This window comes from Propionispira raffinosivorans DSM 20765, from assembly GCF_000381065.1.
GTDB lineage: Bacteria > Bacillota > Negativicutes > Selenomonadales > Selenomonadaceae > Propionispira > Propionispira raffinosivorans.
This window is the reverse complement of the sequence record NZ_KB905869.1, coordinates 1-26,043: the sequence shown is the minus strand read 5'-3', so window position 1 is coordinate 26,043 and position 26,043 is coordinate 1. Positions and strand designations below refer to the sequence as shown.

21 protein-coding genes and 1 other annotated feature are annotated in these 26,043 nt (G+C 39.3%); of the genes, 15 read left to right on the top strand and 6 right to left on the bottom strand.

Annotated features, from left to right (window positions below):
- Positions 1–271: 271 nt before the first annotated feature.
- Entirely contained in the window at positions 272–2,848 is a 2,577-nt protein-coding gene (gene clpB, locus F606_RS0117865; protein ID WP_019555265.1) for an ATP-dependent chaperone ClpB, read from the top strand.
- A 195-nt stretch (positions 2,849–3,043) separates the two neighbouring features.
- Here clpB and manZ read toward each other — a convergent pair whose 3' ends face one another.
- The 3 genes from manZ to F606_RS0117850 are packed head-to-tail and all read right to left on the bottom strand — an operon-like array spanning position 3,044 to position 5,214.
- Complete coding sequence (gene manZ, locus F606_RS0117860) at positions 3,044–3,865, bottom strand: PTS mannose transporter subunit IID (RefSeq protein WP_019555264.1); 822 nt, start codon at positions 3,863–3,865, stop codon at positions 3,044–3,046.
- Between the two features lie 20 nt (positions 3,866–3,885).
- Entirely contained in the window at positions 3,886–4,683 is a 798-nt protein-coding gene (locus F606_RS0117855) for a PTS mannose/fructose/sorbose transporter subunit IIC (RefSeq protein ID WP_019555263.1), read from the bottom strand.
- 39 nt (positions 4,684–4,722) lie between these two features.
- Complete coding sequence (locus F606_RS0117850; protein ID WP_019555262.1) at positions 4,723–5,214, bottom strand: PTS sugar transporter subunit IIB; 492 nt, start codon at positions 5,212–5,214, stop codon at positions 4,723–4,725.
- Between the two features lie 833 nt (positions 5,215–6,047).
- Here F606_RS0117850 and F606_RS0117845 point away from each other — a divergent pair.
- The 10 genes from F606_RS0117845 (at position 6,048) to F606_RS0117800 (ending at position 17,604) form a co-directional block, all read left to right on the top strand.
- Complete coding sequence (locus F606_RS0117845; RefSeq protein ID WP_019555261.1) at positions 6,048–6,566, top strand: acyl-CoA thioesterase; 519 nt, start codon at positions 6,048–6,050, stop codon at positions 6,564–6,566.
- Between the two features lie 185 nt (positions 6,567–6,751).
- Positions 6,752–7,005: a binding site (T-box leader), on the top strand.
- A gap of 54 nt (positions 7,006–7,059) precedes the next feature.
- Positions 7,060–8,730 (top strand): 2-isopropylmalate synthase, encoded by a 1,671-nt coding sequence (locus tag F606_RS0117840; protein ID WP_019555260.1) that lies wholly within the window; start codon positions 7,060–7,062, stop codon positions 8,728–8,730.
- A gap of 559 nt (positions 8,731–9,289) precedes the next feature.
- Positions 9,290–10,315: an anthranilate phosphoribosyltransferase gene (gene trpD, locus F606_RS0117835; protein WP_019555258.1), complete on the top strand. Its 1,026-nt coding sequence runs from the start codon at positions 9,290–9,292 to the stop codon at positions 10,313–10,315.
- Positions 10,312–10,932, top strand: coding sequence for a phosphoribosylanthranilate isomerase (locus F606_RS0117830; protein ID WP_019555257.1), 621 nt, complete (start codon positions 10,312–10,314; stop codon positions 10,930–10,932). The genes trpD and F606_RS0117830 overlap by 4 nt, the downstream gene beginning before the upstream one ends.
- Entirely contained in the window at positions 10,932–11,738 is an 807-nt protein-coding gene (gene trpC / locus F606_RS0117825) for an indole-3-glycerol phosphate synthase TrpC (RefSeq protein ID WP_019555256.1), read from the top strand. Before F606_RS0117830 ends, trpC begins: the two co-directional genes overlap by 1 nt.
- Before the next feature lie 22 nt (positions 11,739–11,760).
- A complete protein-coding gene (trpB, locus tag F606_RS0117820; protein WP_019555255.1) occupies positions 11,761–12,948 on the top strand; it encodes a tryptophan synthase subunit beta in 1,188 nt (395 codons plus the stop codon).
- Positions 12,949–13,740 carry a tryptophan synthase subunit alpha gene (gene trpA, locus F606_RS0117815; RefSeq protein ID WP_019555254.1) on the top strand — a complete coding sequence of 264 codons (792 nt, stop codon included), beginning with the start codon at positions 12,949–12,951 and terminating at the stop codon, positions 13,738–13,740.
- On the top strand, positions 13,741–15,240 hold the full coding sequence (locus F606_RS0117810; RefSeq protein WP_019555253.1) for an anthranilate synthase component I: 1,500 nt from the start codon (positions 13,741–13,743) through the stop codon (positions 15,238–15,240).
- On the top strand, positions 15,224–15,793 hold the full coding sequence (locus F606_RS0117805) for an anthranilate synthase component II (protein WP_019555252.1): 570 nt from the start codon (positions 15,224–15,226) through the stop codon (positions 15,791–15,793). Before F606_RS0117810 ends, F606_RS0117805 begins: the two co-directional genes overlap by 17 nt.
- A gap of 191 nt (positions 15,794–15,984) precedes the next feature.
- Complete coding sequence (locus F606_RS0117800) at positions 15,985–17,604, top strand: peptide chain release factor 3 (protein ID WP_019555251.1); 1,620 nt, start codon at positions 15,985–15,987, stop codon at positions 17,602–17,604.
- A gap of 27 nt (positions 17,605–17,631) precedes the next feature.
- On the opposite strand, the gene F606_RS0117795 is transcribed toward F606_RS0117800, so the two are convergent.
- Positions 17,632–18,396: a DUF4931 domain-containing protein gene (locus tag F606_RS0117795; RefSeq protein ID WP_019555250.1), complete on the bottom strand. Its 765-nt coding sequence runs from the start codon at positions 18,394–18,396 to the stop codon at positions 17,632–17,634.
- Positions 18,397–18,586: 190 nt separating this feature from the next.
- Here F606_RS0117795 and F606_RS0117790 point away from each other — a divergent pair, with 190 nt between their 5' ends.
- Positions 18,587–20,224 carry a putative polysaccharide biosynthesis protein gene (locus tag F606_RS0117790; RefSeq protein WP_019555249.1) on the top strand — a complete coding sequence of 546 codons (1,638 nt, stop codon included), beginning with the start codon at positions 18,587–18,589 and terminating at the stop codon, positions 20,222–20,224.
- A 20-nt stretch (positions 20,225–20,244) separates the two neighbouring features.
- Positions 20,245–21,132, top strand: a complete 888-nt coding sequence (locus tag F606_RS0117785; RefSeq protein ID WP_019555248.1) for a YegS/Rv2252/BmrU family lipid kinase — start codon at positions 20,245–20,247, stop codon at positions 21,130–21,132.
- 61 nt (positions 21,133–21,193) lie between these two features.
- Here the strand turns inward: F606_RS0117785 and F606_RS0117780 are convergent, their stop codons facing one another.
- Together F606_RS0117780 and F606_RS0117775 are read right to left on the bottom strand one after the other, a co-directional pair.
- On the bottom strand, positions 21,194–22,426 hold the full coding sequence (locus F606_RS0117780; protein WP_019555247.1) for an ATP-binding protein: 1,233 nt from the start codon (positions 22,424–22,426) through the stop codon (positions 21,194–21,196).
- Between the two features lie 169 nt (positions 22,427–22,595).
- Complete coding sequence (locus tag F606_RS0117775; protein WP_019555246.1) at positions 22,596–23,831, bottom strand: LL-diaminopimelate aminotransferase; 1,236 nt, start codon at positions 23,829–23,831, stop codon at positions 22,596–22,598.
- Positions 23,832–24,346: 515 nt separating this feature from the next.
- Between F606_RS0117775 and F606_RS0117770 the strand changes: the two genes are divergently transcribed.
- Positions 24,347–25,690, top strand: coding sequence for an anaerobic C4-dicarboxylate transporter (locus tag F606_RS0117770; RefSeq protein WP_019555245.1), 1,344 nt, complete (start codon positions 24,347–24,349; stop codon positions 25,688–25,690).
- A gap of 221 nt (positions 25,691–25,911) precedes the next feature.
- The coding region (locus F606_RS21615) for a transposase (RefSeq protein ID WP_019555244.1) at positions 25,912–26,043 on the top strand (132 nt) is incomplete at its 3' end.

The following is a 26,043-nucleotide window of genomic DNA, read 5'->3' as shown; positions in this document are numbered from 1 at the left end:
ATCTATCGTATAGTAACATAAAAAGTTAAGCTCTTTCATTTATAATGGGGAAGAACTATCACATTTATATAAACTATATCACAGATCGTTCTTTTCTTGTATAGAGTTAGAGAGAATATCCTTTAATTCATTGTTTAAATAGAGTTAGTCAAAAGGTCAAAAAAAGTTTGACTTTTTGACCTTTTGTTGTATAATGAGAATCAAAGAGGATGCTAGACATCCAGGTAATTTTATGAGAGCAAAAAGAAATAGATCGCAGGGGGGAATTATGATGGGGGAAGAAAAATATACACAAAAAGTTATGGCGGCAATGCAAACGGCTCAGCAAGCCGCAGCTCTGCATTATCATCAAGAAATAACGACAGCACATTTTTTATTAGCGCTTGCGAAAGAGCCGGAAGGATTATTGAATACAATTTTTCAGGAATGCAATACGGATTTGGTTATGCTGAAAACTCGCTTGGAGCAAGTCTTAAAGAAAATTCCAAGCGTCAAAGGACAAGATCGGCTGAGCATGAATACAGCTATGGTTCGGGTTTTGGGAAAAGCTGAAAAACTTGCCGAAGAAATGAAAGATGATTACGTTAGTACGGAACATATCTTATTGGCGATTGTTGATGATGGTGATAGTCAGGTTGTCGATATTTGTCGTGAATTTGGTTTGAGCCGGAGTAAAATCAAGGCGATTATTAAAACAAATCGAAAACAAAATGTTACCAGTGATAATCCTGAAGAAGGCTATAAATCCTTAGAAAAATATGGACGTGATCTTACTGAAGCGGCACGTCAGGGGAAATTAGATCCCGTCATCGGTCGTGATGAAGAAATTCGGCGGACCATTGAAATATTGTCACGGCGGACTAAAAACAATCCAGTGCTAATTGGTGAACCAGGTGTTGGTAAAACCGCAATTGTTGAGGGGCTGGCACGAAGGATTATTGCTGGCGATGTACCGGAGTCTCTTAAAAATAAAAAATTATATTCTTTGGATTTAGGGTCGATGGTTGCAGGATCAAAATTCAGAGGTGAATTTGAAGAACGTTTAAAAGCCGTACTTAATGAAATTGCAAAATCAGAAGGGCAGATTCTGCTCTTTATTGATGAACTTCATACCGTTGTAGGTGCTGGTGCGGCAGAGGGCGCAATGGATGCAGGCAACATATTGAAACCGATGCTGGCTCGTGGTGATCTAAGGTGTATTGGTGCGACAACACTGAATGAATATCGAAAATATATTGAAAAAGATGCTGCTTTAGAACGTCGTTTTCAACCGGTTATGGTGAAACAGCCAACGGTGGAAGATACGATTTCTATTTTACGTGGGTTAAAAGAACGGTATGAAGTGCATCACGGGGTAAGAATTCGTGATAATGCACTTGTTTCAGCCGCTGTTTTGTCCGACCGTTATATTTCTGATCGTTTTTTACCAGATAAGGCTATTGATTTAGTCGATGAGGCTGCTGCAAAACTTAGAACAGAAATTGAATCCATGCCAGGACCGCTTGATGAAGTAAGCCGGAAAATCATGCAATTGGAAATAGAAGAACAGGCTTTAAAGAAAGAAACAGATACGGCTTCGAAAGAAAAGCTGGCAAAGATTGTCTCAGAAAAAAATAGTTTACAGCTTCAAGCCGATACTTTGAAGACCCAGTGGGAAACGGAAAAACAAGCAATTTTACGCGTGCGCGGGGTTAAAAAAGAAATTGAAAGTATCAATAAAGAAATGGAAACGGCCGAACGATCCTATGATCTTAATAAATTATCGGAATTGAAATATGGGACATTGCCCAAATTGCAAAAACAGCTTCAAGAAGAAGAAACAGTTTTGGCAGAAAAAGACAATGGGTCACGCCTCTTGAAGGAAGAAGTCGGCGAGGAAGATATTGCTAAAGTAGTAAGTCGTTGGACCGGGATTCCTGTAACGAAGATGCTAACTGGTGAACGCGAAAAATTAATTCATCTAGAAGATATTTTACATGAACGTGTTATTGGACAGGATGAAGCTGTGCGTGTGGTCAGTGAAGCCATTATTCGTGCTAGAGCTGGTATTAAAGATCCGAATCGGCCGATTGGTTCCTTTATTTTTTTAGGACCAACGGGGGTTGGTAAGACAGAACTTGCTAAAACGCTGGCGGAGGCTTTGTTTGATGATGAACGTAATATCATTCGTCTCGATATGAGTGAATATATGGAAAAACACTCGGTTGCTAGGTTGATTGGTGCACCTCCAGGGTATGTTGGTTATGATGAAGGCGGACAACTCACAGAAGCGGTGAGACGTCGCCCATATAGCGTTATTTTACTCGATGAAGTCGAAAAAGCCCATCAGGATGTCTTTAATGTCTTGCTGCAAATTTTGGATGATGGCCGTTTGACGGATGGTAAGGGACGAGTTGTCAATTTCAAAAATACTGTAATCATAATGACATCAAATCTTGGATCTCATGAAATTTTGAATCAGGAAAACTTTGCCGAAGCAGAAAAAGCGGTTCGTGATATCGTAAAAGATTACTTCCGTCCCGAATTTTTAAATCGTGTGGATGATATCATTGTTTTTAAAGGCTTGGCAAGAAATCAGGTAAAATCCATTGCTGCAATTTTACTGGGAAGTCTTGATAAACGGTTGGAACGTCAGGTCAATATTAATATCAAGTGGAATGATGATGTATTGGCATTTTTAGTAGAACGTGGTTTTGATGCGAACTATGGTGCCAGACCATTGCGCAGATTATTGTCACAGACGGTTGAAACGGCTTTAAGTAAGGAAATTATAAAAGGTGAAATCAAAGAAGGCGATACCGTCCAAATTGCTGTTTGCGATGGAGAATTGAGCTTTACCACGATTTAAAATATGTACTTTATAAAAAAGACAGAAGTCCTCAGCTTTTTGAGCCGAGAGATTCTGTCTTTTTTTATGGAATGGTTTTACAAATATATATAAGTTGGATTAAATATTTTATATGGTAATCGTCAGGAAGGGGGTATACTCTATACCCCCCTCCTGGCAGCCTGATAAGTTAATGCATTATATAAATAGAGAAAGTTAAGCGAATAAGCCTACTGCGTAACCAGCAATACCGATTACAAAAAGACCTAAGATAATGACAAGTGGGTTCATTCCTTTTTTGAGGAGATACATGCAGACGAATGTCATTAATAGAGGAACGATACTAGGCATCAAACTATCCAGTACTGTTTGGATAGTAGTTATAACTTGTTTACCATCGCTAGCAGTATAGGTAGATAGAACGAATGGCATATTTACGGTGGTCCATTTAGCAACAAGTGCACCCATAACAAGTAGACCCAAAACAGAAGAACCTTCCGTTAAATATCTAAGTTTATTACCACCCATATCTGTAACGAGCTGTGTGCCTTTGGAATAACCATACATAACGCCATACCAGTTTGTGGCTAAACGGATTACGTTAAAAGCGATAAAGAAAACGAGTGGTCCGAGCAAACTCCCTGTAAGTGCAATACCAGCTCCGAGCGCTGCGAGTACGGGACGAAGTGTACCCCAGAAAATAGGATCACCAACACCAGCAAGCGGTCCGATTAAACCGATTTTAACCCCGCTAATAGCGCCTTCGCTAATGTCGGCACCATTTGCTTTTTGCTCTTCCATCGCAGCGATAATTCCCATAATTGGTGTTGCGAGAAATGGCTGGGTATTGAAAAATTCAAGATGACGTTTTAAGGCAGATTTTAATTCTTCGCCTTGATATAGTTTTTTTAAGGCAGGAATCATCGAAACACAAAATCCGATGGCCTGCATTCTTTCAAAGTTGAAAGATCCTAAGAGAAAGTTGGAACGAATAAATATAGAAACTAAATCACTTTTAGTTAACTTTTTTTCAGCCATGATAGATCCTCCTTAAATAATTACATTAAATCTGAGTCGTCGATATTGTCGATCGAATTTCCTGATCCACCAACAGCACTAGCATTTAGTTCACGTGCTAGTGATTTTACATGGAAATAAGCACATATTAAACCAACAGCGCCAAAGCCGATTAAATTGATATTTGTAAAAACGGCTAATAAAAAACCTAAAAAGAAAAATGGCATCAACGATTTAGCATTCATCATATTAATAACCATTGCATATCCGACTACAACGATAAAACCACCAGATACTTGCAGCCCACGCGTGATTACTTCAGGGATTGATGCCAAAAGTGCATTGACTGTATCCGTTCCTGCTACCATACCAACGAGTGCAGCCGGTACAGCGACGCGGATACCTTGCAGTAATAGTCCAAGAAAATGACACATTTCGATACCACGGGTGCTGCCTTCGGCTGCATATTTATCAGCAAGATGTTGGAAAAAGACGGTAATAGTTCGAACAAAAATGGTTAATACCTGACCTGCTGCTGCGAGTGGGATGGCAACAGCAATACCGGCACCAATTGATTGATGACCAATAATGACAAGAATTGCTGATATGACACTGGCTAATGCTGCATCAGGAGCCATTGCGGCACCGACATTCATCCAGCCAAGAGCTAACATTTCCAGAGTACCACCTAAAATAATACCAGTTGTTATATCACCTAAAACTAGGCCGACCAATGTGCAAGATATGAGTGGACGATGGAATTGAGCTTCATCTAAAACACTTCCCATGCCGGAAATTCCTGCAACGATGACTAATAAAATCAATTGTATAGTTGTCATAGATTATGATCTCCTTTATATTAAAAATTTAAAATGTAATTAAATAAGACCTTTTGCTTTTAGGGCGGCCATTACATCGCCTTTTGATTCGTTGGCAAGTTTGCGCAGATCGAGTTCAATGCCAAGCTCATGTAATTTTACCAGAGCCTTTACATCTTCTGGACCAACGGCAACGGCACTGGAGATTAGCGTGGTACCTTCTTTAAAACACATGCCGCCTAAATTAATCGATTTGAAAGGGATACCCCCTTCTAAAGCCCTTAATGCATCCGTTGGATTCGTGAATAGAAAAAGCGTTTTAAAACTGTCATATTTAGGGTTGTTATAGGCTTCGACAGCTTTGTCGACAGGAACGACATAGGCTTTGACACCTGGCGGTGCTACTTGTAATAAGAGTTGTTTGCGCATAGTATCCTTGGCGACTTCGTCACTGCAGCACATGATCCTGTTGCAGCCGGATACTTTTGTCCAAACTGTGGCGACTTGACCGTGGATCAGGCGATCATCGATTCTTGCAAAACTAATTTCCATATTAAATCGACTCCTTTAGATTAACGTTGAAGCTTGTCAAAAATTTTTATCGGCATAATATTGAATGAGTTTGATTGATAATGACGAATTGCCTTGCCGATGAAATAAAAAAAACAAAACTTATACGTACAATAAAATGCAAGTGCTGTGCCAAGACAGTGTATTGGATATACGAGGAATATACATATAATATTCAATATCCTTTCGCTTACAGTAGTGAAGTTAAAGAAAACGTCATAAAAAATAAAAATCAAAAAATACACTGATGCTTTTCAACAATACAGTAGAGGCATATTATAGGCTTAGTTATAATAATATAATACATATTTATTGGAAATAATACACTTTTAAAGAAAGAAAGGCTATTTAGTGACTTTTGTTGAAATTATCAGAAAAAATACCAATGAATAAAAATTCATTAAAAATAAGAAAGTTGATGAAATAATCAAACAATCATGAATGTAAGCGGTTTAATCTAGTTTGTGCTTAGGATGATTGACTTTATAAAATTTAAAAAAGAATAAGTATGTGCGATTTTCTCGCATTTAAGAGATTATTTACTGTATTAAAATCGGTCAAAATCAATTAAAGTTAGTCAATTTTACAATATTTTCAAAATAAATAAAAGCAAAGTTACTTAAATATTTTAAGAAAATAGGTTAAATTCTTTTCAAACTAGATAGGTGTCATTAATATATTTGATATTAGTCTATGTAAAAAGATATTGTTAAGCTGAAAAAAAACATGGTACAATACAATAAATAACAGCATGTATAGGTTATTCATATGATAAAATGAATTGATGATACGATTTGAAATTAGGAGGACAAACAATGACGAGTCAAAGTTTAAACAATAAAATTATTATTAGTGAAGTTATGATGCCAAGCCAGGCAAATGTGGCTGGCAATGTTCATGGTGGAGAAATCATGAAAATGATGGATTCGTCGGCTTATGCTGCGGCAAGAAGATATTCAAGATCGAATGTAGTGACGGCACGGGTCGACGAACTTGAATTTCATTTGCCAATTTTGATTGGCGATCTTGTTGTATGTACGGCGCAGATTGTTTTTGTTGGACATAGTTCGATGGAAGTAGCTGTTAATGTAGAGGTAGAAGATCTTGAACATGAAGGTAAACCACAACGTGCTTTATCGGCATATTTTACAATGGTTGCGCTTGATCGCAATGCAAAACCCAGGTCAGTGCCGCCTTTGGTATTAGATACGGAAGAAACCAAAAATGCATTTGAAGAAGGTAAACGCCGTTATGAAGAACATAAGGCGAAAAAAAAGCAGCAGATGTTAGATGCAAAAGCAGCTAGAGCGGCGCGCGAAGCAAAAAGTAAATAAGTTTCTATAATAAGCTGCATCTAGGCTATTTAAAATATTTAATGCAACTTATATAAAAATAAGCAGATTTATATATTTTTGTATGTGAATCTGCTTATTTTTAATTAATGTGTTTACAGTATTGATTAAAAACAAAAAATACTTGTCAACATTGTTACGGTGTGTTATTCTGTAGAAGATATATGACACATACGTTGCAGAGGAATAGTAAAATTCATGGAAAGATGCAGAGACCTGTTGGTTGGTGTAAAACAGGGCGGAAATGAATTCGAACTCACCTTGAAGTAGCTCGCTGAAATGAAAAAAGTAAGTTGAGACGGGGCCTAGCCGTTACAATAGGAGGATATAAGGCTTGTAAGAGTCCGTATCTGTTAGAGTGCATACTTATTTGAGTATGAATTAGAGTGGTAACACGTAAGCATAGTCTTTCGTCTCTTAATAGAGATGAAGGGCTTTTTTGTTGTCTAAAACACGATGGGAAGGGAATTTTAATATGAAAAATTATAGCAAATACCAAAAAGGTTATTTTATGCCACCGCAGGTAGATATGAGTTGGGCACAAAAAGAATATGTAGAAAAAGCGCCAATTTGGTGCAGTGTTGATTTGCGAGATGGTAATCAGGCGTTGATCATTCCAATGAGTTTAGATGAAAAAGTTGAATTCTTTAAGATGCTGGTTAAAATCGGCTTTAAAGAAATTGAAGTTGGTTTTCCGGCTGCTTCAGAAACGGAATATGCTTTTTTGCGTAAGCTGGTTGAAGATGATTTGATCCCAGAGGATGTAACGATTCAGGTTTTAACACAGGCCAGAGAACATATTATAAATAAAACTTTCGCTGCGTTAGCTGGGGTGAAAAAAGCGATTGTTCATGTTTATAATTCGACATCCGTCGCGCAGCGTGAACAGGTATTTAAAAAATCAAAAACTGAAATCAAACAAATTGCTGTAGAAGGTGCTAAACTTTTAAAAACGCTGACTGAAAAAGCAGGGGCTGATTATCAGTTTGAATATTCACCAGAGAGCTTTACGGGAACTGAAATTGAATTTGCCTTAGAAGTTTGCAATGCGGTGATTGATGTATGGCAGCCAACACCGGATAAAAAAGTGATTATGAATCTGCCGGTTACTGTTGCAATGTCGATGCCGCATGTGTATGCGGCACAAATCGCGTATATGTCACAGAATATGAAGTGCAGAGACAGCGTGGTGATTTCGCTGCATCCGCATAATGATCGCGGCTGTGGTGTAGCGGATTCGGAAATGGGATTATTAGCGGGGGCAGATCGGATTGAAGGGACTTTATTCGGCAACGGTGAACGAACCGGCAATGCGGACATCATCACCATTGCGATGAATATGTTTGCACTGGGCGTAGATCCGAAACTTGATTTTTCCAACATGCCGGAACTGATTGAACTATATGAACGGGTGACTAGAATGCAGGTTTATGCCCGCCAGCCTTATTCAGGTGAACTTGTATTTGCTGCGTTTTCGGGATCGCATCAGGATGCGATTGCGAAGGGGATGAATTGGCGTAAAACAGAAGATAGCAAGCATTGGACAGTGCCTTATCTTTTGATTGATCCCAATGATGTTGGTCGTGAATATGATGGTGATGTGATCCGTATCAACAGCCAATCCGGCAAAGGGGGCGTTGGCTATCTGATGGAACAAAAATATGGTCTTGATATGCCAAAGAAAATGCGGGAGAACTTCAGTTATCGTGTAAAAAGTGTATCGGATCATAAACACCAAGAATTGCTGCCAGATGATTTGTACAGTATTTTCCGGGATGAATATGTAAATGTTGAGACTAAGATAAAACTGATTGACTTTATTTTAAAAAAAGAACCGGATGGTTCACGAAAAGGAGCCGTTCATCTTGAGGTAGATCGTCAAGAGGTAGTTTGTGAAGCGGTAGGAAATGGCCGGCTTGATGCGGTAAGTAACGCCGTACAAGGCTATCTTGGCATACAGTATTCGCATTTGACCTATAGTGAACATGCCCTTGAGATCGGTTCAACATCAAGAGCCATGGCTTATATCAGCATAACAGGAGAAGATGGAAAAGTGATATGGGGTGCTGGTATGGATACCGATATTATTACGGCATCGGTAAAGGCTTTATTCAGTGCAATTAATCGGATGATTGCCGCTAAGTAAAAGAAGGCACATGGCTGAACTGAAAAATGAGCCATGTGCCTTCTTTACAGCTTTACAATTTTTTCTTAAAAATAGTGTTGACAGATTAGAGAATGTACGTTATTATAATATTAATTTCAAATTGAGTGTAAAACATTGAACAGGAAATAGTAAATATACATACTTTTGTCCAGCGAGTCGGCGGCCGGGAAACCGGAGGTGTAATGGTCGATCTGAAGCGTATATTGAATGGTCCTGTGAGTGTCCACCGAAAACTAGTGGTAGTGAGTAGGCTGGAACGGTCGCCACCGTTACTGGGCTAGGGTATCGGACTTTTGGTCCCGTACTTGAACAGAGAAAATACTGTTTTTATGTAGGGTGGCAGACGAAACCATTTCGTCCCTTAGAGGGGTGGAGTGGATTTTTTTATTTCCTGGCAATAAAACAGTATTTTGAATCAGGGTGGTACAGCGAAAACCATTTCGCCCCTTACATATGCATACGTATGTGAGGGTGCGGAATGGTTTATTTTTTTACTGATAAATATTGTAAATTTAAATAGAAGGTGGAGTGGTCTTTTATGTTGAAACCGTATTTGAATCAGGTGATTGCGGGGAAAGATTTGTCTAAAGAACAAGCTGCAGCAGCGATGGAAGTTATCATGAGTGGTGCGGCTAGTGATGCGCAGATTGGATCTTTTTTGACAGCACTAAAGATGAAGGGCGAGGCGGTTGATGAGATCGCTGGTTTTGCTAAAACGCTTATTGTACATGCAGATCAAGTGCAGCATACAAAACCGGTGATTTGTAATTGTGGGACTGGCGGCGATACCAAAAATACCTTTAATGTATCTACTGCCGTAGCATTTGTCCTTGCCGGGGCAGGTGTTACTGTAGCCAAACATGGTAATCGAAGTGTATCAAGCTCTTGCGGTAGTGCGGATGTACTTGCAGCTTTGGGGGTAAGCATTGATCAGCCAGCTCAGAAAGTCAGTGATGAAATAGAGCAAATCGGTATTGGTTTTTTATTTGCACCAGCACTGAATAAGGCCATGGCGTATGTTGCGAAAGCCCGTAAAGAACTGGGATTTCGGACTGTGTTTAATTTACTGGGACCCATTATAAATCCGGCTCATTTAGATTATCAGCTAGTGGGTGTTTATGATGCGGCTCTAACGGAAAAAATTGCTGAGGTATTAAAGCATGTTGGTGTGAAACAGGCGATGGTAATTCACAGTGGTGAAGGTATGGATGAAATTTCGACACATGAAAAGACGAAAGTTAGTGAATTGAGAAATGGTGAGGTGACGACGTATTATATCGATCCGCAGGTGTATGGTTTTAGCAGCGGTACGATTCATGAATATCAGGGCGGGCTGCCAAAGGAAAATGCTGCTATTTTATTGTCTGTCTTAAAGGGCGAGCAGGGAGCAAAACGTGATATCGTTTTAATCAATGCTGCCGCAGGTCTTTATATAGCCAATCAGGCTGTTTCACTTGCAGCTGGGTTAGAACTGGCAAAAACAACAATTGATTCGGGGGCTGCTTTGGCAAAGCTTACTGAATTGATTGAAATAAGTAATGAAGGAGTTCGTGCAATCGGATGATCGTTAAGATATGCGGCATACAGACTTTGGCTACGGCGCTTGCTGTAGAGAAAAGTGGAGCGGAAATGATGGGGTTCGTTTTTGCCCCCAGCCGCCGTTCTATTGATCCGGCAACTGCGGCAAAGATAAGCCAGCGAGTTCATTCCATAAAAAAAGTTGGTGTATTTGTCAATGAAGAAATTGCAGTGGTCAATGCAATCGCTGAGCGCTGCGATTTGGACTATGTTCAGCTCCATGGCAGTGAGTCACCGGATTATTGTAAATTTATCCATCGACCAGTCATTAAAGCATTTCCATTTTCAGATGCATTTTCAGCGGATCTGGTGAATGCTTATCCAGTTGAACTCATTTTAATTGATAGTTGGGACAAAGGATTGGCTGGCGGCACGGGGAAAAAATTTGACTGGGAAAAGGCCAGCAGCTTGTTAAATAAAATCGAAAAACCTTTTTTATTGGCTGGTGGCTTGACTTGTGAAAATATAAAAGAAGCGATAGATAAAATAAACCCATATGGCTTGGATGTATCGGGTGGTGTTGAGGAAAACGGCATAAAATCAATTTTGAAAATTGAAGCCTTTGTGAAAGAGGCAAGAAAAGCGGAACGGAGGATGGTTTGATGGCTGATATATTAGATGAAATTGTTGCCAAGAAAAAAGAAATTGTCGAAGCGGAGAAGCAGAACATATCGCTGCATGAACTGAAACAGCAGATTACACCAGGTCATTTTCTTTTATCGCAGGCGATGCGGCAGAATAAATGGAGCTTAATTGCTGAATGTAAATTGCAATCACCGGCAAAAGGCAGGTTGTGCAGCGATTATTCGATCGTGGATTTGGCTAAAATTTATGCCGAAAATGGTGCGACGATCCTTTCGGTGCACACAGATCCTCATTTTTTAGGGAAAAATGAAGATATTGCCAAAGTAAAAGCAGTCGTTAATCTGCCTGTATTGCGGAAAGACTTCATCATTGATGAGTATCAGATTTATCAATCTCGTCAACTTGGTGCGGATGGTGTGTTGCTGATTGCCAGAATTTTGACGCCAGCGCAGCTTAAGGAATATGTTTATACGGCCTGGAGTCTGGGGCTCGATGCATTAGTTGAAGTACATGATGAAGCAGATATCAAAGCTGCCCAAGCTACGCCAGCTGAACTTATTGGTATTAATAATCGAAACTTGAAGAATTTTACAACGGATATTCAAAATACAATTGATTTAATGCAGTATTGTGATCCAACAAGGGTTTTAATTAGTGAAAGCGGCATTCATGGAACGGAAGATATTAGTCGGTTAAAAACGGTTGGTATAAGAGGTGTTCTCGTTGGCGAGAGTCTGGTCAAAGCGGAAAGTATTGCACAGAAAACGCAGGAATTAGCTTGCCAGGATGTTTTAACTTTAAAAGGAAAAAGAGAAACAGCATGATAAATAATAGGGGGAATATATTATGACAGTAGAAAAAGTTGGACGTTTTGGCGCTTATGGCGGGCAGTATGTACCGGAGACAGTGATGCCTGTTCTTATGGAACTGCAGGCAGCCTATGATAAATATAAAACAGATCCAGAGTTTCAAGCAGAGTTTCATCGCTATCTTAAAGACTATGCAGGGCGCCCGACGATGCTCTACTATGCGGATCGTTTGACAAAACATTATGGTAAGGCGAAAATTTATTTAAAACGAGAAGATTTACTGCATACCGGTGCTCATAAGATAAACAATGCGTTAGGACAGGCTTTACTGGCTATGCGTATGGGGAAAAAACGTATTGTTGCTGAGACCGGAGCTGGGCAGCATGGTGTAGCATGTGCTACGGTAGCAGCTTTGTTTGGACTCGAATGTCATGTATTTATGGGCGAGCTGGATATGGAACGGCAAAAACTCAACGTGTTTCGGATGCGCCTTTTGGGAAGTAAAGTGATTCCTGTTACAAGCGGAACTGGTACGCTCAAAGATGCAACCAGTGAAGCCATTCGATATTGGGCGGCCAACATTACCGATACGCATTACATTATTGGTTCTGTTGTGGGTCCGCATCCTTATCCAACGGTGGTACGTGATTTTCAATCCGTGATTGGTAAAGAAATCAAAGAACAGATTAAAGAAACGGTTGATGGAAAAGTAGATTATTTACTGGCTTGCGTTGGCGGCGGCAGTAATGCTATGGGAACTTTTTATGATTTTAAAGATGAAAAAGCTACTGTGAAAATCGGTGTGGAAGCAGCTGGACGAAGTGACGTTGATGGTGAGCATGCCAAATCTTTGACTTTGGGACGACCGGGCGTTTTACATGGGGCATACAGCTATTTGCTGCAAGATGATGATGGGCAGGTTATTGAAGCATACTCGATTTCAGCGGGGCTGGATTATCCTGGGGTGGGACCGGAACATTCCTATTTTAAAGATGCGGGTATCGTCAAATATGTATCGGTAAGTGACGTACAGGCACTAACTGCATTTAAATTGCTAGCCAAAACAGAAGGTATTATTCCGGCAATTGAAAGTTCACATGCGTTGGCTTATCTGGAAACTTTGATGCCAACAACGACAGCGGATCAAACGGTGGTTATTTGTTTATCCGGTCGTGGTGATAAAGATGTTCAGATGGTAGCAAATGTATTAGGGGAGGAAATTTAAATGACACGTTTAGATGATACATTACAAACCTTGCAAGCAAATGGGAAAAAAGGGTTGTTTATTTATATTACGGCCGGAGCACCTGATTTTGCCACAACGATCGAAGCAGTTAAAGCAGCCGAGCAAGCGGGAGCCGATGTAATTGAATTAGGAATCGCGTTTTCTGATCCAATTGCCGATGGTCCGGTTATTCAAAAAGCAGCAACAATAGCCATTAAAAATGGTGCAACGACAAAAAAAGTATTGGATATGGTAAAAACAATTCGGAGTTTTACGCAGATTCCTTTGATTGGTATGGGTTATATCAATACGATGCTTAATTTTGGTGTTGAAAAATTCATTCAAGAGTTTAAAGCTGCGGGGCTCGATGGTATGATCATTCCGGATATGCCACATGAGGAGTCAGCGGATATAGCGAAAATCTGTAAGGAAAATGCATTTCATTTGATTGAATTTGTAACACCAAATACCATTCAGACACGGATTCGGGAAATTTGTACCAGTGCAAATGGCTTTATATATTGCGTTTCGGTCAATGGCGTTACTGGAGTTCGAAAGATTGATTATACGCCAATCAATGATGTCGTGCAGTTAGTAAAGAAGGAAACTACAGTTCCACTGGCAGTTGGTTTTGGTATCGGCACGCCAGCAGCAGCTCTGGAAGCGAGTGAATATGCAGATCATGTTATTGTCGGCAGTGCTGTTGTAAAACTGATTTTAGAGAAAAACGTGGCAGGTGCAGGTGAGCTGATCCAAAGTATTCGTCAAGCACTTGATAAAGGGGGAGTCTAAATGCATATATCGCCAACTTTGGAAGAATTTATTGAGTCCACGAAAACTGCAAATGTGATTGCCATCACCGCTGAAATATCAACGGATCTTGATACACCCGTATCAATTTATTATAAGCTTGTTGGAGATAATAAGGGCTTTATTCTTGAGAGTGTGGCTGCTGCACAGAAATTTGGGCGGTTTTCTTTTATTGGTGCTCAGCCGTTTGCACAGGTGAAAACATATAAGAATTATACCCGTGTGTTGGAAAATGGACAGGAATTTATCGTTACGGGAAATCCAGTTACCGCCATGAAGACTTATTTAGAAAAATTTAATACAGCGGCTGATAATATTTTATTACCGCTTTTAAATGGTGGAGCAATTGGCTATTTGAATTATGAATCGGTTGCTACTTTTGACCGAGTTCGTGGTTTGGATATTAATGAATCTAAACTTTTGGGGCAATTTATGATTTGCCGTGTTCTGGTTATTATGGATCACCTAAAAAATACAGCAAAACTTGTTTATTTAGCGGAAGTTAATGAGAATGATGATGCAGCATTTATATATAATGAAGGAATTTGTAAGATTGAATCCGTTAAAAATACATTAAAAACAGCTGCAAATGCTCATTTCGTCAAAGAAAATATTGTTAAAAATCATAAAAAAATTGACTTTTTAGAAGACTTTGGCAAAGTTGATAAAGTGTTTTTAGAAAAAATCCGGATTGCGAAAGAACATATTGCAGCCGGCGATATTTTTCAGATCGTGTTATCGGAACAGTTTCGTTGTAATATCACCAAGCCAGCCTTTCATTTTTATCGCCGGCTTCGGCAGATTAATCCATCCCCTTACATGTTTTATCTGAATTTCGGTGAGATAAAACTGGTAGGGTCTTCACCGGAAATGCTGGTGAAAATAAGTGGTGATCAAGTTTTTACGTATCCGATTGCTGGTGCTCGTCCGCGTGGTATCGATGCAAAGACAGATGCGGCACTGGCTGCTGAACTTAGGTGTGATACCAAAGAGTGTGCTGAACATGCTATGCTGGTGGACTTGGCGCGAAATGATATAGGCAGGATCAGTAAGCCGGGAACGGTGAAAGTTACAAAACTCATGGAAGTTGAAAAATTTTCCCATGTCATGCATATGGTTTCGGAGGTTGGCGGTCAGGTGAAACAAGGCAGTCATTCGATGGATGTCCTTGGAGCATGTTTTCCGGCTGGAACATTAAGCGGGGCACCTAAAATCAGGGCGATGGAAATTATTAATGAACTTGAAACAGTCGAAAGAAATGCTTATGGCGGGACCGTCGGTTATATCGATTTTAATGGCAATATGGATATGTGCATTACAATCCGTACAATCCGTATTGAAGGTGATGAAGCCATTATTCAAGCTGGGGCCGGTATTGTTGCTGATTCCATTGCCGAGAAAGAATATAAGGAAATTTTGCAAAAGGCTACGGCTATGTTTCAAACCATTGAGGAGGTTGAGGACGATGATTTTATTGATTGACAATTATGATTCTTTCACGTATAACGTTTATCAGATGCTCGCAGAGCTAGGCGCGGATGTCGACGTTGTCCGAAATGACAAAATCAGTATCGCAGAAATCGAGTCAAAGAACTATGAAGCAATTGTTATTTCACCAGGACCGGGGACTCCCGATGAAGCGGGCATTAGCAAAGAGGCAATTCAATATTTTGCTGGGAAAAAACCGATTTTTGGTATATGTCTGGGGCATCAGGCAATTGGTGAAGTATTTGGTGCTGCGATTACGCGGGCACCGCAGCCAATTCATGGCAAAGTTTCAACTTTGGTTCATAGTGGGCATGATATATATCAGGGGCTACCGGAAAATATGCAGATTGGCCGTTATCATTCGCTGATTGTTGAACGTGAGACGTTACCGACGTGTCTGGAGATTACGTCTGAGCTTGACGATGGAATGATTATGGGTATAAAACATAAAATGTATCCGATTGAAGGGGTACAGTTTCATCCAGAATCTATCTTGACACCAGATGGTCGCCAGATATTAAAGAATTTTCTTCGATCGCTTTCATAAAAAAAATCAGGGATGCCGCAAGGGCTTTCCTGATTTTTTTATGCATTTTACTAAGATAATTTAGGCATTTTTGCAGTAAATATGATACAATAGAAAAAGTGCAGTTTTCTGCAAAATGTGAGACTAAGTAAGTTAAAGATAGAATCATGGCTGAGTTGATCAGCATGCGTACTTTTAGTTTGGAGGATGTAATGTCAGTAGAAGAATTCAACAATGAAATCCAAAAACGCCGCACGTTTGCGATTATTTCGCATCCGGATGCTGGTAAAACAACCTTAACGGAAAAGCTCCTGTTATACGGGGGTGCAATCCATCTTGCCGGATCCATTAAATCTCGCAAAACGCAGCGCCATGCTGTATCAGATTGGATGGAAATCGAAAAACAGCGTGGTATTTCTGTTACATCGAGTGTATTGCAGTTTGATTATGATGGCTGCCGCATTAATATTTTGGATACCCCGGGGCATCAGGACTTTAGTGAAGATACGTATCGGACATTGATGGCGGTCGACAGTGCTGTTATGATTATTGATGTAGCAAAAGGGGTCGAAGCCCAGACGAAAAAACTTTTTAAAGTTTGTAAACAACGGAATATTCCTATTTTTACATTTGTCAATAAATTGGATCGTTATGGTAAGGAACCGTTGGAATTGATGGAAGAAATTGAATCGGTATTGGGGATTCGTTCTTATCCGATGAATTGGCCGATTGGGATTGACGGCAAATATAAAGGTGTATATGATCGGCAGAAAAAGCAAATAGAACTTTTTGATGAAGATGCAACGCATGGACAAAAAGAACGTACCTCTGTTACCGGAGACATTACAGATCCGCAAATAGCAGAACTTTTAGGTGTAACGGCGCAGCAGGCTTTGGCAGAAGATATTGAACTTTTAGATACAGCAGGCGAAGATTTTGATCTTGATAAAATAGCCAACGGTGAGCTTACACCAATGTTTTTTGGTAGTGCTATGACTAATTTTGGTGTACAAAACTTTCTGGAAGAATATTTAAAACTGGCACCGCCGCCAGCACCAAGAAATTCGTCGGCTGGTTTGATTTTACCAGATAATGAAAGTTTTTCGGCATTTGTTTTTAAAATTCAAGCGAATATGAATCCGGCTCATCGGGATCGCTTGGCCTTTATTCGTATTTGTTCCGGCAAATTTGAACGTGGGATGTCAGTTTATCATCATAAAACGAACAAGATGATAAAACTTTCTCAGCCACAGCAGTTTTTAGCGCAGGAACGTCAGATTATTGATGTAGCTTATCCGGGGGATATTGTAGGACTTTTTGATCCAGGCGTATTTGGTATCGGCGATACCTTATGCGATGCTGGAAATAAATTTGATTTTGCTGATTTCCCAGTTTTTCCACCAGAAAAATTTGCCCGTGTCCAAGCGAAAGATACAATGAAACGCAAACAGTTTGTCAAAGGGATTACGCAGCTTACGCAGGAAGGTGCCGTTCAACTCTTTCAACAAGCTGGTGCAGGCATGGAATCGTATATTGTTGGTACGGTTGGTAATTTGCAATTTGAGGTTTTAGAATATCGTTTAAAAAATGAATATGGTGTTGATATTCTCATGCAGATGCAGCATTATGAAGTCGCTCGCTGGCTGGTTAACAAAGATGGCAGTGAAGTTACACCGGAATCTTTGCGTGGAACGGATCGTGGCATGTTCGTTTATGATATGAAACAGCGTCCGGTATTATTGGTCAACAATGAATGGGCGCTGGGATGGATTGTAGATAACAACCCCGATGTAGACCTGTTCCATGTACCACCTGACAAAAAAGAAGCATAAAAAAACAGAGGGTTTAAAAACCCTCTGCTATTTTTTAAAGTAAATCGTTTGCAGCTCGTTGACAATTATCTCTAAATTATTAGGACGAAAATGGATGTTATAGCCGATGAATAATGGGGATGTAGCAAAACGCGGCATGATTTTCACACGAATAAGTCCATCAACCAGATAAAAGAATAAATTGTAACTTTTACAGCGTTTTGTGAAATGGTTCATGAGATAATCTACGGCAATTTGTATGTAATCAGCAATTTGATCCAATTTGTCATTGGTATTCGGCACGACATTGAATTCGGAAAAACCAATGCGCGGATAGGTTGAAATGTTAAATTCAACACCAGCGTGCTTGTCAATTGTAATACCGGAGAATTCACGTGGATCAAACATCAGCTGATCATCCATGGATTTTAGGCCCACAATCTGCATATGAGGATGGCGGATTGTACCACCCGATAGGGGACCATGGTTTTTAAAAAATAATACAGACTTGTATTTATGAGAATCAATCATGTTAAACCAATGTTTTACGCCAAAATGGATCAAATCGTGCATATGTTCTTTGGTATATTCAGGAATATCGGTTTCGCAGGTGCTACTTTCAATCAATACAGTTTGATCGGAGTCTTGTAAGACTTTGTACTTATTTTGGATAAGCAGCATTTCACCAGAACAATCAATGACATCGGTGAGGCTTTCGCGATCACAAAACGGGCAGTCTGCATCGCGGTTGATGATGTTTTCTGGTTTAGTTAGACCAATGTTGACGTTGAATCCTAAAAGATTGTTTTTCACGGAGGTCACCTTCTTGATAAATTAGTACTGGAATACTTGTCAGAGAAATGATATAATTTTTTAGTTGTCAAAGCAATAGAATGCTCAGGCGTTTGATTTATTCCTATAGCTATATTATATATACTTTAAGGGTAAAAAGGAAAGTGAAAGTTTTCTTTAAGGTAGGTGTTATACAATTATTAGTCAGAACATGGTAAAAGAGAAAAAAGAAAATAAAGGTGAGTCTTTCCTTAAAGGCACTTTTATTCTCACGATAGCCGGGATTGTTGTTAAAGTCATCGGGTCTTTAAACTGGATTTTTGTGTCCCGTGTACTTGGCGGCGAAGGCATTGGTTTGTATCAGATGGCTTTCCCAATTTATTTATTAGCACTTAGTGTCTCGACAGCTGGTGTGCCAGTAGCTATTTCAATTATAACAGCGGAGCGGGTAGCACTCAAAGATATATTAGGCGCTCGACGGATTTTTCGTGTATCGATGGGGCTCATGTTTTTTACAGGTTTATTTTTTAGTATCTTGACCTATTTCGGAGCGCAATGGCTGATTGATTGGCAGTTTATTCGTGATTCTAGGGCGTACTACTCCGTAGTAGCTCTGGCTCCAGCGATTTTTTTTGTTACGCTTTTAGCAAGTTCACGGGGATATCTGCAAGGATGGCAGCGCATGACGCCGACCGCAGTATCTCAGATTGTTGAACAGATTTTTCGCGTTATCACTATGATTTTATTTGCCAATCTATTTTTGCCCTGGGGGCTTGAATACGCTGCAGCTGGTGCAAGTTTAGGTGCTTGTGCTGGTGCGATAACCGGTGTTATTGTTTTGGTATATTATCACTGGAAATTGGAACGTGATATTATTCGTGATTATGGACAGCATTTAGAACCGGTGAATGTGGATGTTAAAAAAATATCTAGTTTTACAATTATAAAAAGAATTTTTGCGTTGGCACTGCCGGTTTCGGCAGCTAGCGTTATGCTGCCAATTGTATCAAACCTTGATTTGCTGATTGTTCCGGCAAGACTGGAAATTGCGGGATACAATGTAAATGAAGCTACAGAACTTTTTGGCTATTTAACAGGGATGGCAGTACCGCTAGTTAATTTGGCGACAATTCTTACGGCATCTTTAGCTGTCAGTATTGTTCCGGCCATTGCCGAAGCAAAAGCTTTGAAGGATACGGTGCGGTCGTTTAATCAAACTGCGGCAGCTTTACGTATCTCTAATTTTATTTGTTTTCCAGCTTTTATCATTGTCCTTATGCTCGATGTGCCGATTTCCTCAATTATTTATAATGCACCAGGGGCCGGGCCAGCTGTTTGGGTATCTTCATTTAGCATTGTTCTGCTAGGGATACACCAAGTTACAACGGGTGTTTTGCAGGGGCTGGGGCATACTTCAATACCAATGATCAATATGGTTTTAGCGGCCGTTGTAAAAGTAATCTTAAATTGGGTTCTTACGGCACAGCCAGCACTTGGTATTATGGGAGCAGCCTGGGCAACGGTTGCTGACATTGGTCTGGCGGCAATCCTTAATTTATATTTTCTGTATAAGTATATTGGCTATAAAATGGAACTTAGACAAGTGTTGAAGACCATTGCTTCGGCTGGTGTTATGGCAGGAGCGGTTTATTTTTCATATCATTATATTTTGGTTTATACAGCAGCGAATGCGCTGGCAACATTTAGTGCAGTTTTTATTGGCTGCATTGTATATTTAGTCGTTTTGTTTCTGATGGGTGGTATCAATGAGACGGATATGGAGCGAATACCAGTCATTGGAAATTGCGGTATAAAACTCTTGCGCCGTATTGGTGTTTTTAAAGCATAGTTGTAAAGGTAGGTAGCGAGATGAAAAAACTGATTTTAGTTTATAATCCAATTTCCGGTGATGCAACATTTAAGTATAAACTAGATGATATGATTGCAAAATTCCTGCAGCGTGATTGTATCGTAATTCCGTATCGAACGCAGAAAGAAAATTTGCAGCCATTTGGTCATTTTATCCGTAATATTGAAGTCGATGGTGTGATTATTGCTGGCGGTGATGGAACTTTGCATGAAATTATCAATATTATGATTCATGAAGGAATTGATTTGCCAATTGGCATCCTTGCCAGTGGTACATCAAATGACTTTGCTTCTTTTTTGGGGATTGATGTGGATTTAGATGCTTACATTGATACCATTGCCAGTGGGGAGACAATTCCGATTGATATCGGGAAGATAGGCACTGGTTATTTCATTAATGTAGCGAGTGCCGGAATGCTAACTTGTGTTGCGCATGAAGTAGACCGCCGGCTTAAAAATGCCTTAGGAAAAATGGCATATTATTTGCGTGGTCTGGGTGAACTTCCTCACTTTAGAGCTTTTCCCATGACAATTCATGCCGATGAGCATGTTTTTTCCGAAAAAGTATTTTTATTTCTAATTTTGAACAGTGGAACAGTCGGCAGCTTGAAAAATGTTGCTGTGAATGCAAAAGTCAATGATGGGCTGCTCGATCTGTTGCTTGTTAAAAAATGTAAAATTCAAGATCTTATGTCATTAACAGCAGAACTTATGGCAGGGAAAAACATAACAACTCGCAAAAATGTAATCTATCTGCAAGCGAAAAATATCACAATTGAGTGTGCTGTACAATTAGATAGTGATTTAGATGGCGAGCTTGGACCTAGATTACCGCTAACAATTACCACGCTGCCGGGGAAAATGAAACTATTTTATACAAAAAAATAAAAAAGAATCAGAAGAGCATTTTAGTGCTTTCTGATTCTTTTTTTATTTCAAGAGAATGAGATTAAAGATTTCCTAAATAACTCGTTACAAATTGCTGGGCAACTCGGCCGCTGCGGCCAGAATGTGTCATCTCCCAGCGTAAGGCTTGAATTCTTAAATCTTCTTTATCTAAAACTATTTTTTCTTTTTGCAGAAGATGATCAATAATTGCCAGATATTCATCTTGATTTGGTGAAAGAAAATGTATCGTAAGACCAAAACGATCGGAAAGTGAAATTGTTTCGTTCACGCTGTCAGCTCGATATAATTCATCTTGGGTATCATCGCGGTCTTGCCAATTTTCTTTTATGATATGGCGTCGGTTGGACGTTGCATAAATAAGAACGTTGTCAGGTCTAGATTCAACACCACCTTCAATAGCTGATTTTAGATATTTATATTCAATTTCAAATGGTTCAAAAGATAAATCATCTAAAAAAAGAATGAATTTTTTACTGGCAAGCTGACGAAGCGCTTCCATGATTTTTGGCAGTTCAATTAGCTGGCTTTTGCTGATTTGAATAAGCCGGAGACCTTTTTCATAATATGTATTGGCTAGAGCTTTGACAGAGGATGATTTCCCTGTGCCGCGAGCGCCGACGAGCAATACATTGTTTGCTGGTTTGCCCGTAGCAAAAGCTTCTGTATTTTGAATCAATAAATCTTTCTGGTGCTGATATCCAACAAGATCCGTTAACTTTATTGCTTCAAAATGCCGGATGCCAATGAGCTTTTTTTCCTTGTCCCAATGAAAAGCACGATAGTTTGCAATATCCCCGGAACCATAGGCTTGATAATAATTTAAAAAGGCATTTGTCAGTGCTGTAGGGTTATCTGTTTGGTTAATTTCTGCATTTAAGCTGTTGAAAGCAGGTAAATCCGTTTTTTTTGTTGGAATATAATTATCAAGCATGTTTGTATGGAATAGAGTGCTTGGTAAAATATGAAATATTTCATAAAAAAGCTCCATGTCATGAAAAAATGCATGGTGAAGGCTTTCACCAATTTTTCCGTTCGATTTTTCTGTCATCTGTGCTGCTGTGTTTTGTCCCTGAGCGAGCAGATGAATGAAATAAGAACGGAGTAAATTACCTGATAAACCAAGAGCTTCTGCCTGGTCGATCAGCGCAGCAGCGAGCTTGTGCTGCTCTGCAGTTTGTTGCGGGTTCGCAATTGCTTCGAGAAAAATTTTTATTGTTTTGTCGTTTAATATATCGCGGCAAATTAGTAATTCTTGTAAATTTGGTGTATGCATAAGAAATAAATGTCCTCCTGAAAAATATTCTATCTTTAATATTAGCTGAATCAAGACGGAAAGTAAATACAAAATTTGTAATACGGATCTTTAGACTGCAATCGAAAACAACTGATTTTGGGTATAAAAAATGCCGGACTCTGGTGAGCCGGCATTTTTAGCAGGAGTCTTAGAATTTTAATTTTGTTTTGATGCGTTCAATGGCACGCTTCGTATTTTCTTTATTACCAAAAGAGGTGAGGCGGAAATATCCTTCGCCCGATGGACCAAAACCTGCACCTGGTGTACCAACAATATTGACTTCATGCAGAAGTTTATCAAAGAAATCCCACGAAGGCATATTGTTTGGAGTTTTGAGCCAGATGTAAGGGGCATTAACGCCGCCAAAGGCTTGGATGCCGGCTGCTTGCAGGCCCTCACGGATGATTTTTGCATTTGCCATATAATAATTGATGGTCTCTTTGATTTGGGCTTGTCCTTCTACTGAATAAACAGCTTCAGCACCACGTTGAATGATATAGGCTGTACCATTAAATTTTGTTGTATGGCGACGGTTCCATAATTTATTAAAATCATGTTTGCTGCCATCTTGAGCACGGCCTGTTACTGTTTTGGGAATGACCGTGTAGCCACAGCGTGTTCCAGTGAAACCAGCTGTTTTGGAGAAGGAACGAAATTCAATTGCAACTTCTTTGGCGCCTTCAATTTCATAAATAGAACGAGGCACATCTTCTTCCGTAATATAAGCTGCATATGCTGCATCAAATAATATAATGGATTCATTTTTGCGGGCGTAATTGACCCACTCAGTTAATGCTTCACGTGAAAGAGTTGTGCCGGTTGGATTGTTTGGACAACATAAATAAATCATATCTACTCTGTTTTTTGGCAGTTCTGGGGTGAAGTTGTTTTCAGCCGTACATGGCATATACGTTACTTTTTCAAAGGTGCCATTTTCGGTTAAAATTCCGGTGCGACCAGCCATGATGTTTGTATCGAGGTAAACCGGATATACAGGGTCTGTAATGGCAACGATGTTATTTGTGCCAAAAATTTCTTGAATGTTACCACAATCACTTTTCGAACCATCGCTGACAAAAATTTCATCCTTGCCAATCGTGATACCGCGTTTTGTATAATTTGTTTCAATGATTTTTTCAATTAAAAAATCATACCCTTGTTCTGGGCCATAACCGCGAAATGTTTCCTGCTTTGCTAATTCGTCAACTGCAGTATGCATTGCTTGAATGCAGGCAGCTGGAAGCGGCTGTGTAACATCGCCAATACCAAGGCGGATAATGTCCGCGGTTGGATTTTCGTCTTTAAAGCTTGTTACACGACGAGCAATTTCTGCAAATAGATAACTGCCGGGCAGTTTTAAATAGTTTTCATTAATAAAAGCCATATAATGTGGTCCTCCTGTTTGATCGATGAAAATTTATATTTTGGATTAAAACTTAAACTAGTATAATTATACAATAAATTTTTAACAACGGATATAGGTGGTTTGAATTTTATTGTTATTAAGATTATGTTTAGGTACGAAATTAGAAATTGATATAAATAACGAACTACTATATACAATGTGTATTTTCATAAATAATAATTATAGTTATTCGAGTTGTGAATAAGCAGCTTTTAATTTTTTTTGTGAAAATCCCCCCTGATTTGATCAATTTGGCGCGATTATGCACAAAAACGATAAATTTTACTTTCAATAATAAAATTTTATAATAACTATTGATTATACTTCGTAAGTATACTATAATAAATGTTGAAGAATTGATTGTACATAATATTTATATTGTTCAGACAATTAAAGCCTATTGGGTAATTGTATTGAAGTATAGATAAAAGGCATTATGTATAGTTTTTCACAAGTACTTATTATTGTACAAAATTTGAAAGGGTGTAGTCTTAATGGAACTTATTTTAGGATTTTTAGTTCTACTTTCGTGTTTGATTATTGGAGTTAGACATGGTGGGATCGGTCTTGCTGCAATTAGTGGCGTTGGTCTTCTTATTTTTACCTTTGTTTTTGGATACAAACCAGGAAATCCACCAATCGATGTTATGCTGACCATCATGGCAGTTGTAACGTGTGCTGGATTTTTGCAAACATCAGGCGGGTTAACAGTGATGTTAAAATATGCCGAAAAATTATTGCGTAGTAATCCAAAATACGTTACAATTTTAGCCCCGATTACCACGTGGTTTTTAACAGTTCTCTGTGGTACAGGGCATGTTGTTTATACGATGTTTCCGATTATCTATGATATAGCAATTAAACAAAATATTCGTCCAGAACGTCCGATGGCAGTAGCGTCTATTGCTTCACAGATGGGGATTTGCGCATCACCGGCATCTGTGGCAATTGTTTCGATTGTTGCTTTTATGGCGATGCATGGACATAACTATAGTATTGTTCAGATCCTTTCGATTGCAATTCCGGCAACTTTTTCTGGTGTGGTTTTTGCTGCACTATGGAGTCTTCGCCGTGGTAAAGATCTTGATAAAGATGAAGATTTTCAAAAACTTATTTCGGATCCGAAACAAAAAGAATATGTGTATGGTGATACAGAAAGCTTAATTGATAAAGAATTACCAACGACATACTATCGGGCGATGTTTATTTTTCTCGCAGGTATTGTAATAATTGCTATTTTTGGTAGTTTTCCGGATCTTGTACCGCATTTTTCAGCTGCGGCAGGGAAACCGCCTAAAGCTTTATCTATGACTGTTATGATTCAGATGTTGATGCTTACGGTTGCAGCACTGATCCTTTTGACTTGTGATGTAAAAGCAAAAGACGTTGGTAATGGTTCGGTATTTCGTGCCGGCATGGTTGCACTTATTTCTGTTTATGGTGTTGCCTGGATGGCAGATACTTTTTTTGATAATCATATCACATTGTTAAAAGAATTTTTGGGGCAAACGGTAACTGCATATCCATGGGCTTATGCACTTGTTGCATTTTTCACGTCGAAGCTGGTTAATTCGCAGGCTGCTGCTATTGCGATTGTTGTTCCAATGGCTCTAAATGTTGGGGTTGATCCAGTGATTATCCTTTCATTCATTTCAGCTTGTTATGGATATTTCTTCTTACCGACATATCCATCCGATCTTGCTTGTATTGGTTTCGACCGTTCAGGCACAACTAAAATAGGTAAATATGTTATTAATCACAGCTTTATTATCCCAGGATTCATTGGGGTTATTTCGGGATGCTGCGTTGGGTATGTGCTTGCCCATACAATTCTGTAATTAAACAATTTTGACGCAAGGACCTTTGAGCGTTCCATAGAAAAAACCTGTTACTACAAGTGTTTGCTTGTCGTAACAGGTTTTTTCATATTAACTGTTCGAAATAAACCACCGGCTTAGCCGGCGGAATCGACGGTTTTGACTTTAGTCGAAAAAAAATCCCTGTTACAATAAATGCAGGTCTAGCCAACCGCATAAAAAATAACAGGGAGGTCTTTATCATGCAAGATAAAGATATACAAAGTTTAGAACATACTAAGTGGAGATGTCAATATCATATTGTTTTTGCGCCTAAATATCGTCGGATGGAAATTTATGGAGAACTGAAAAAAGATATTGGTTGGATATTAAGA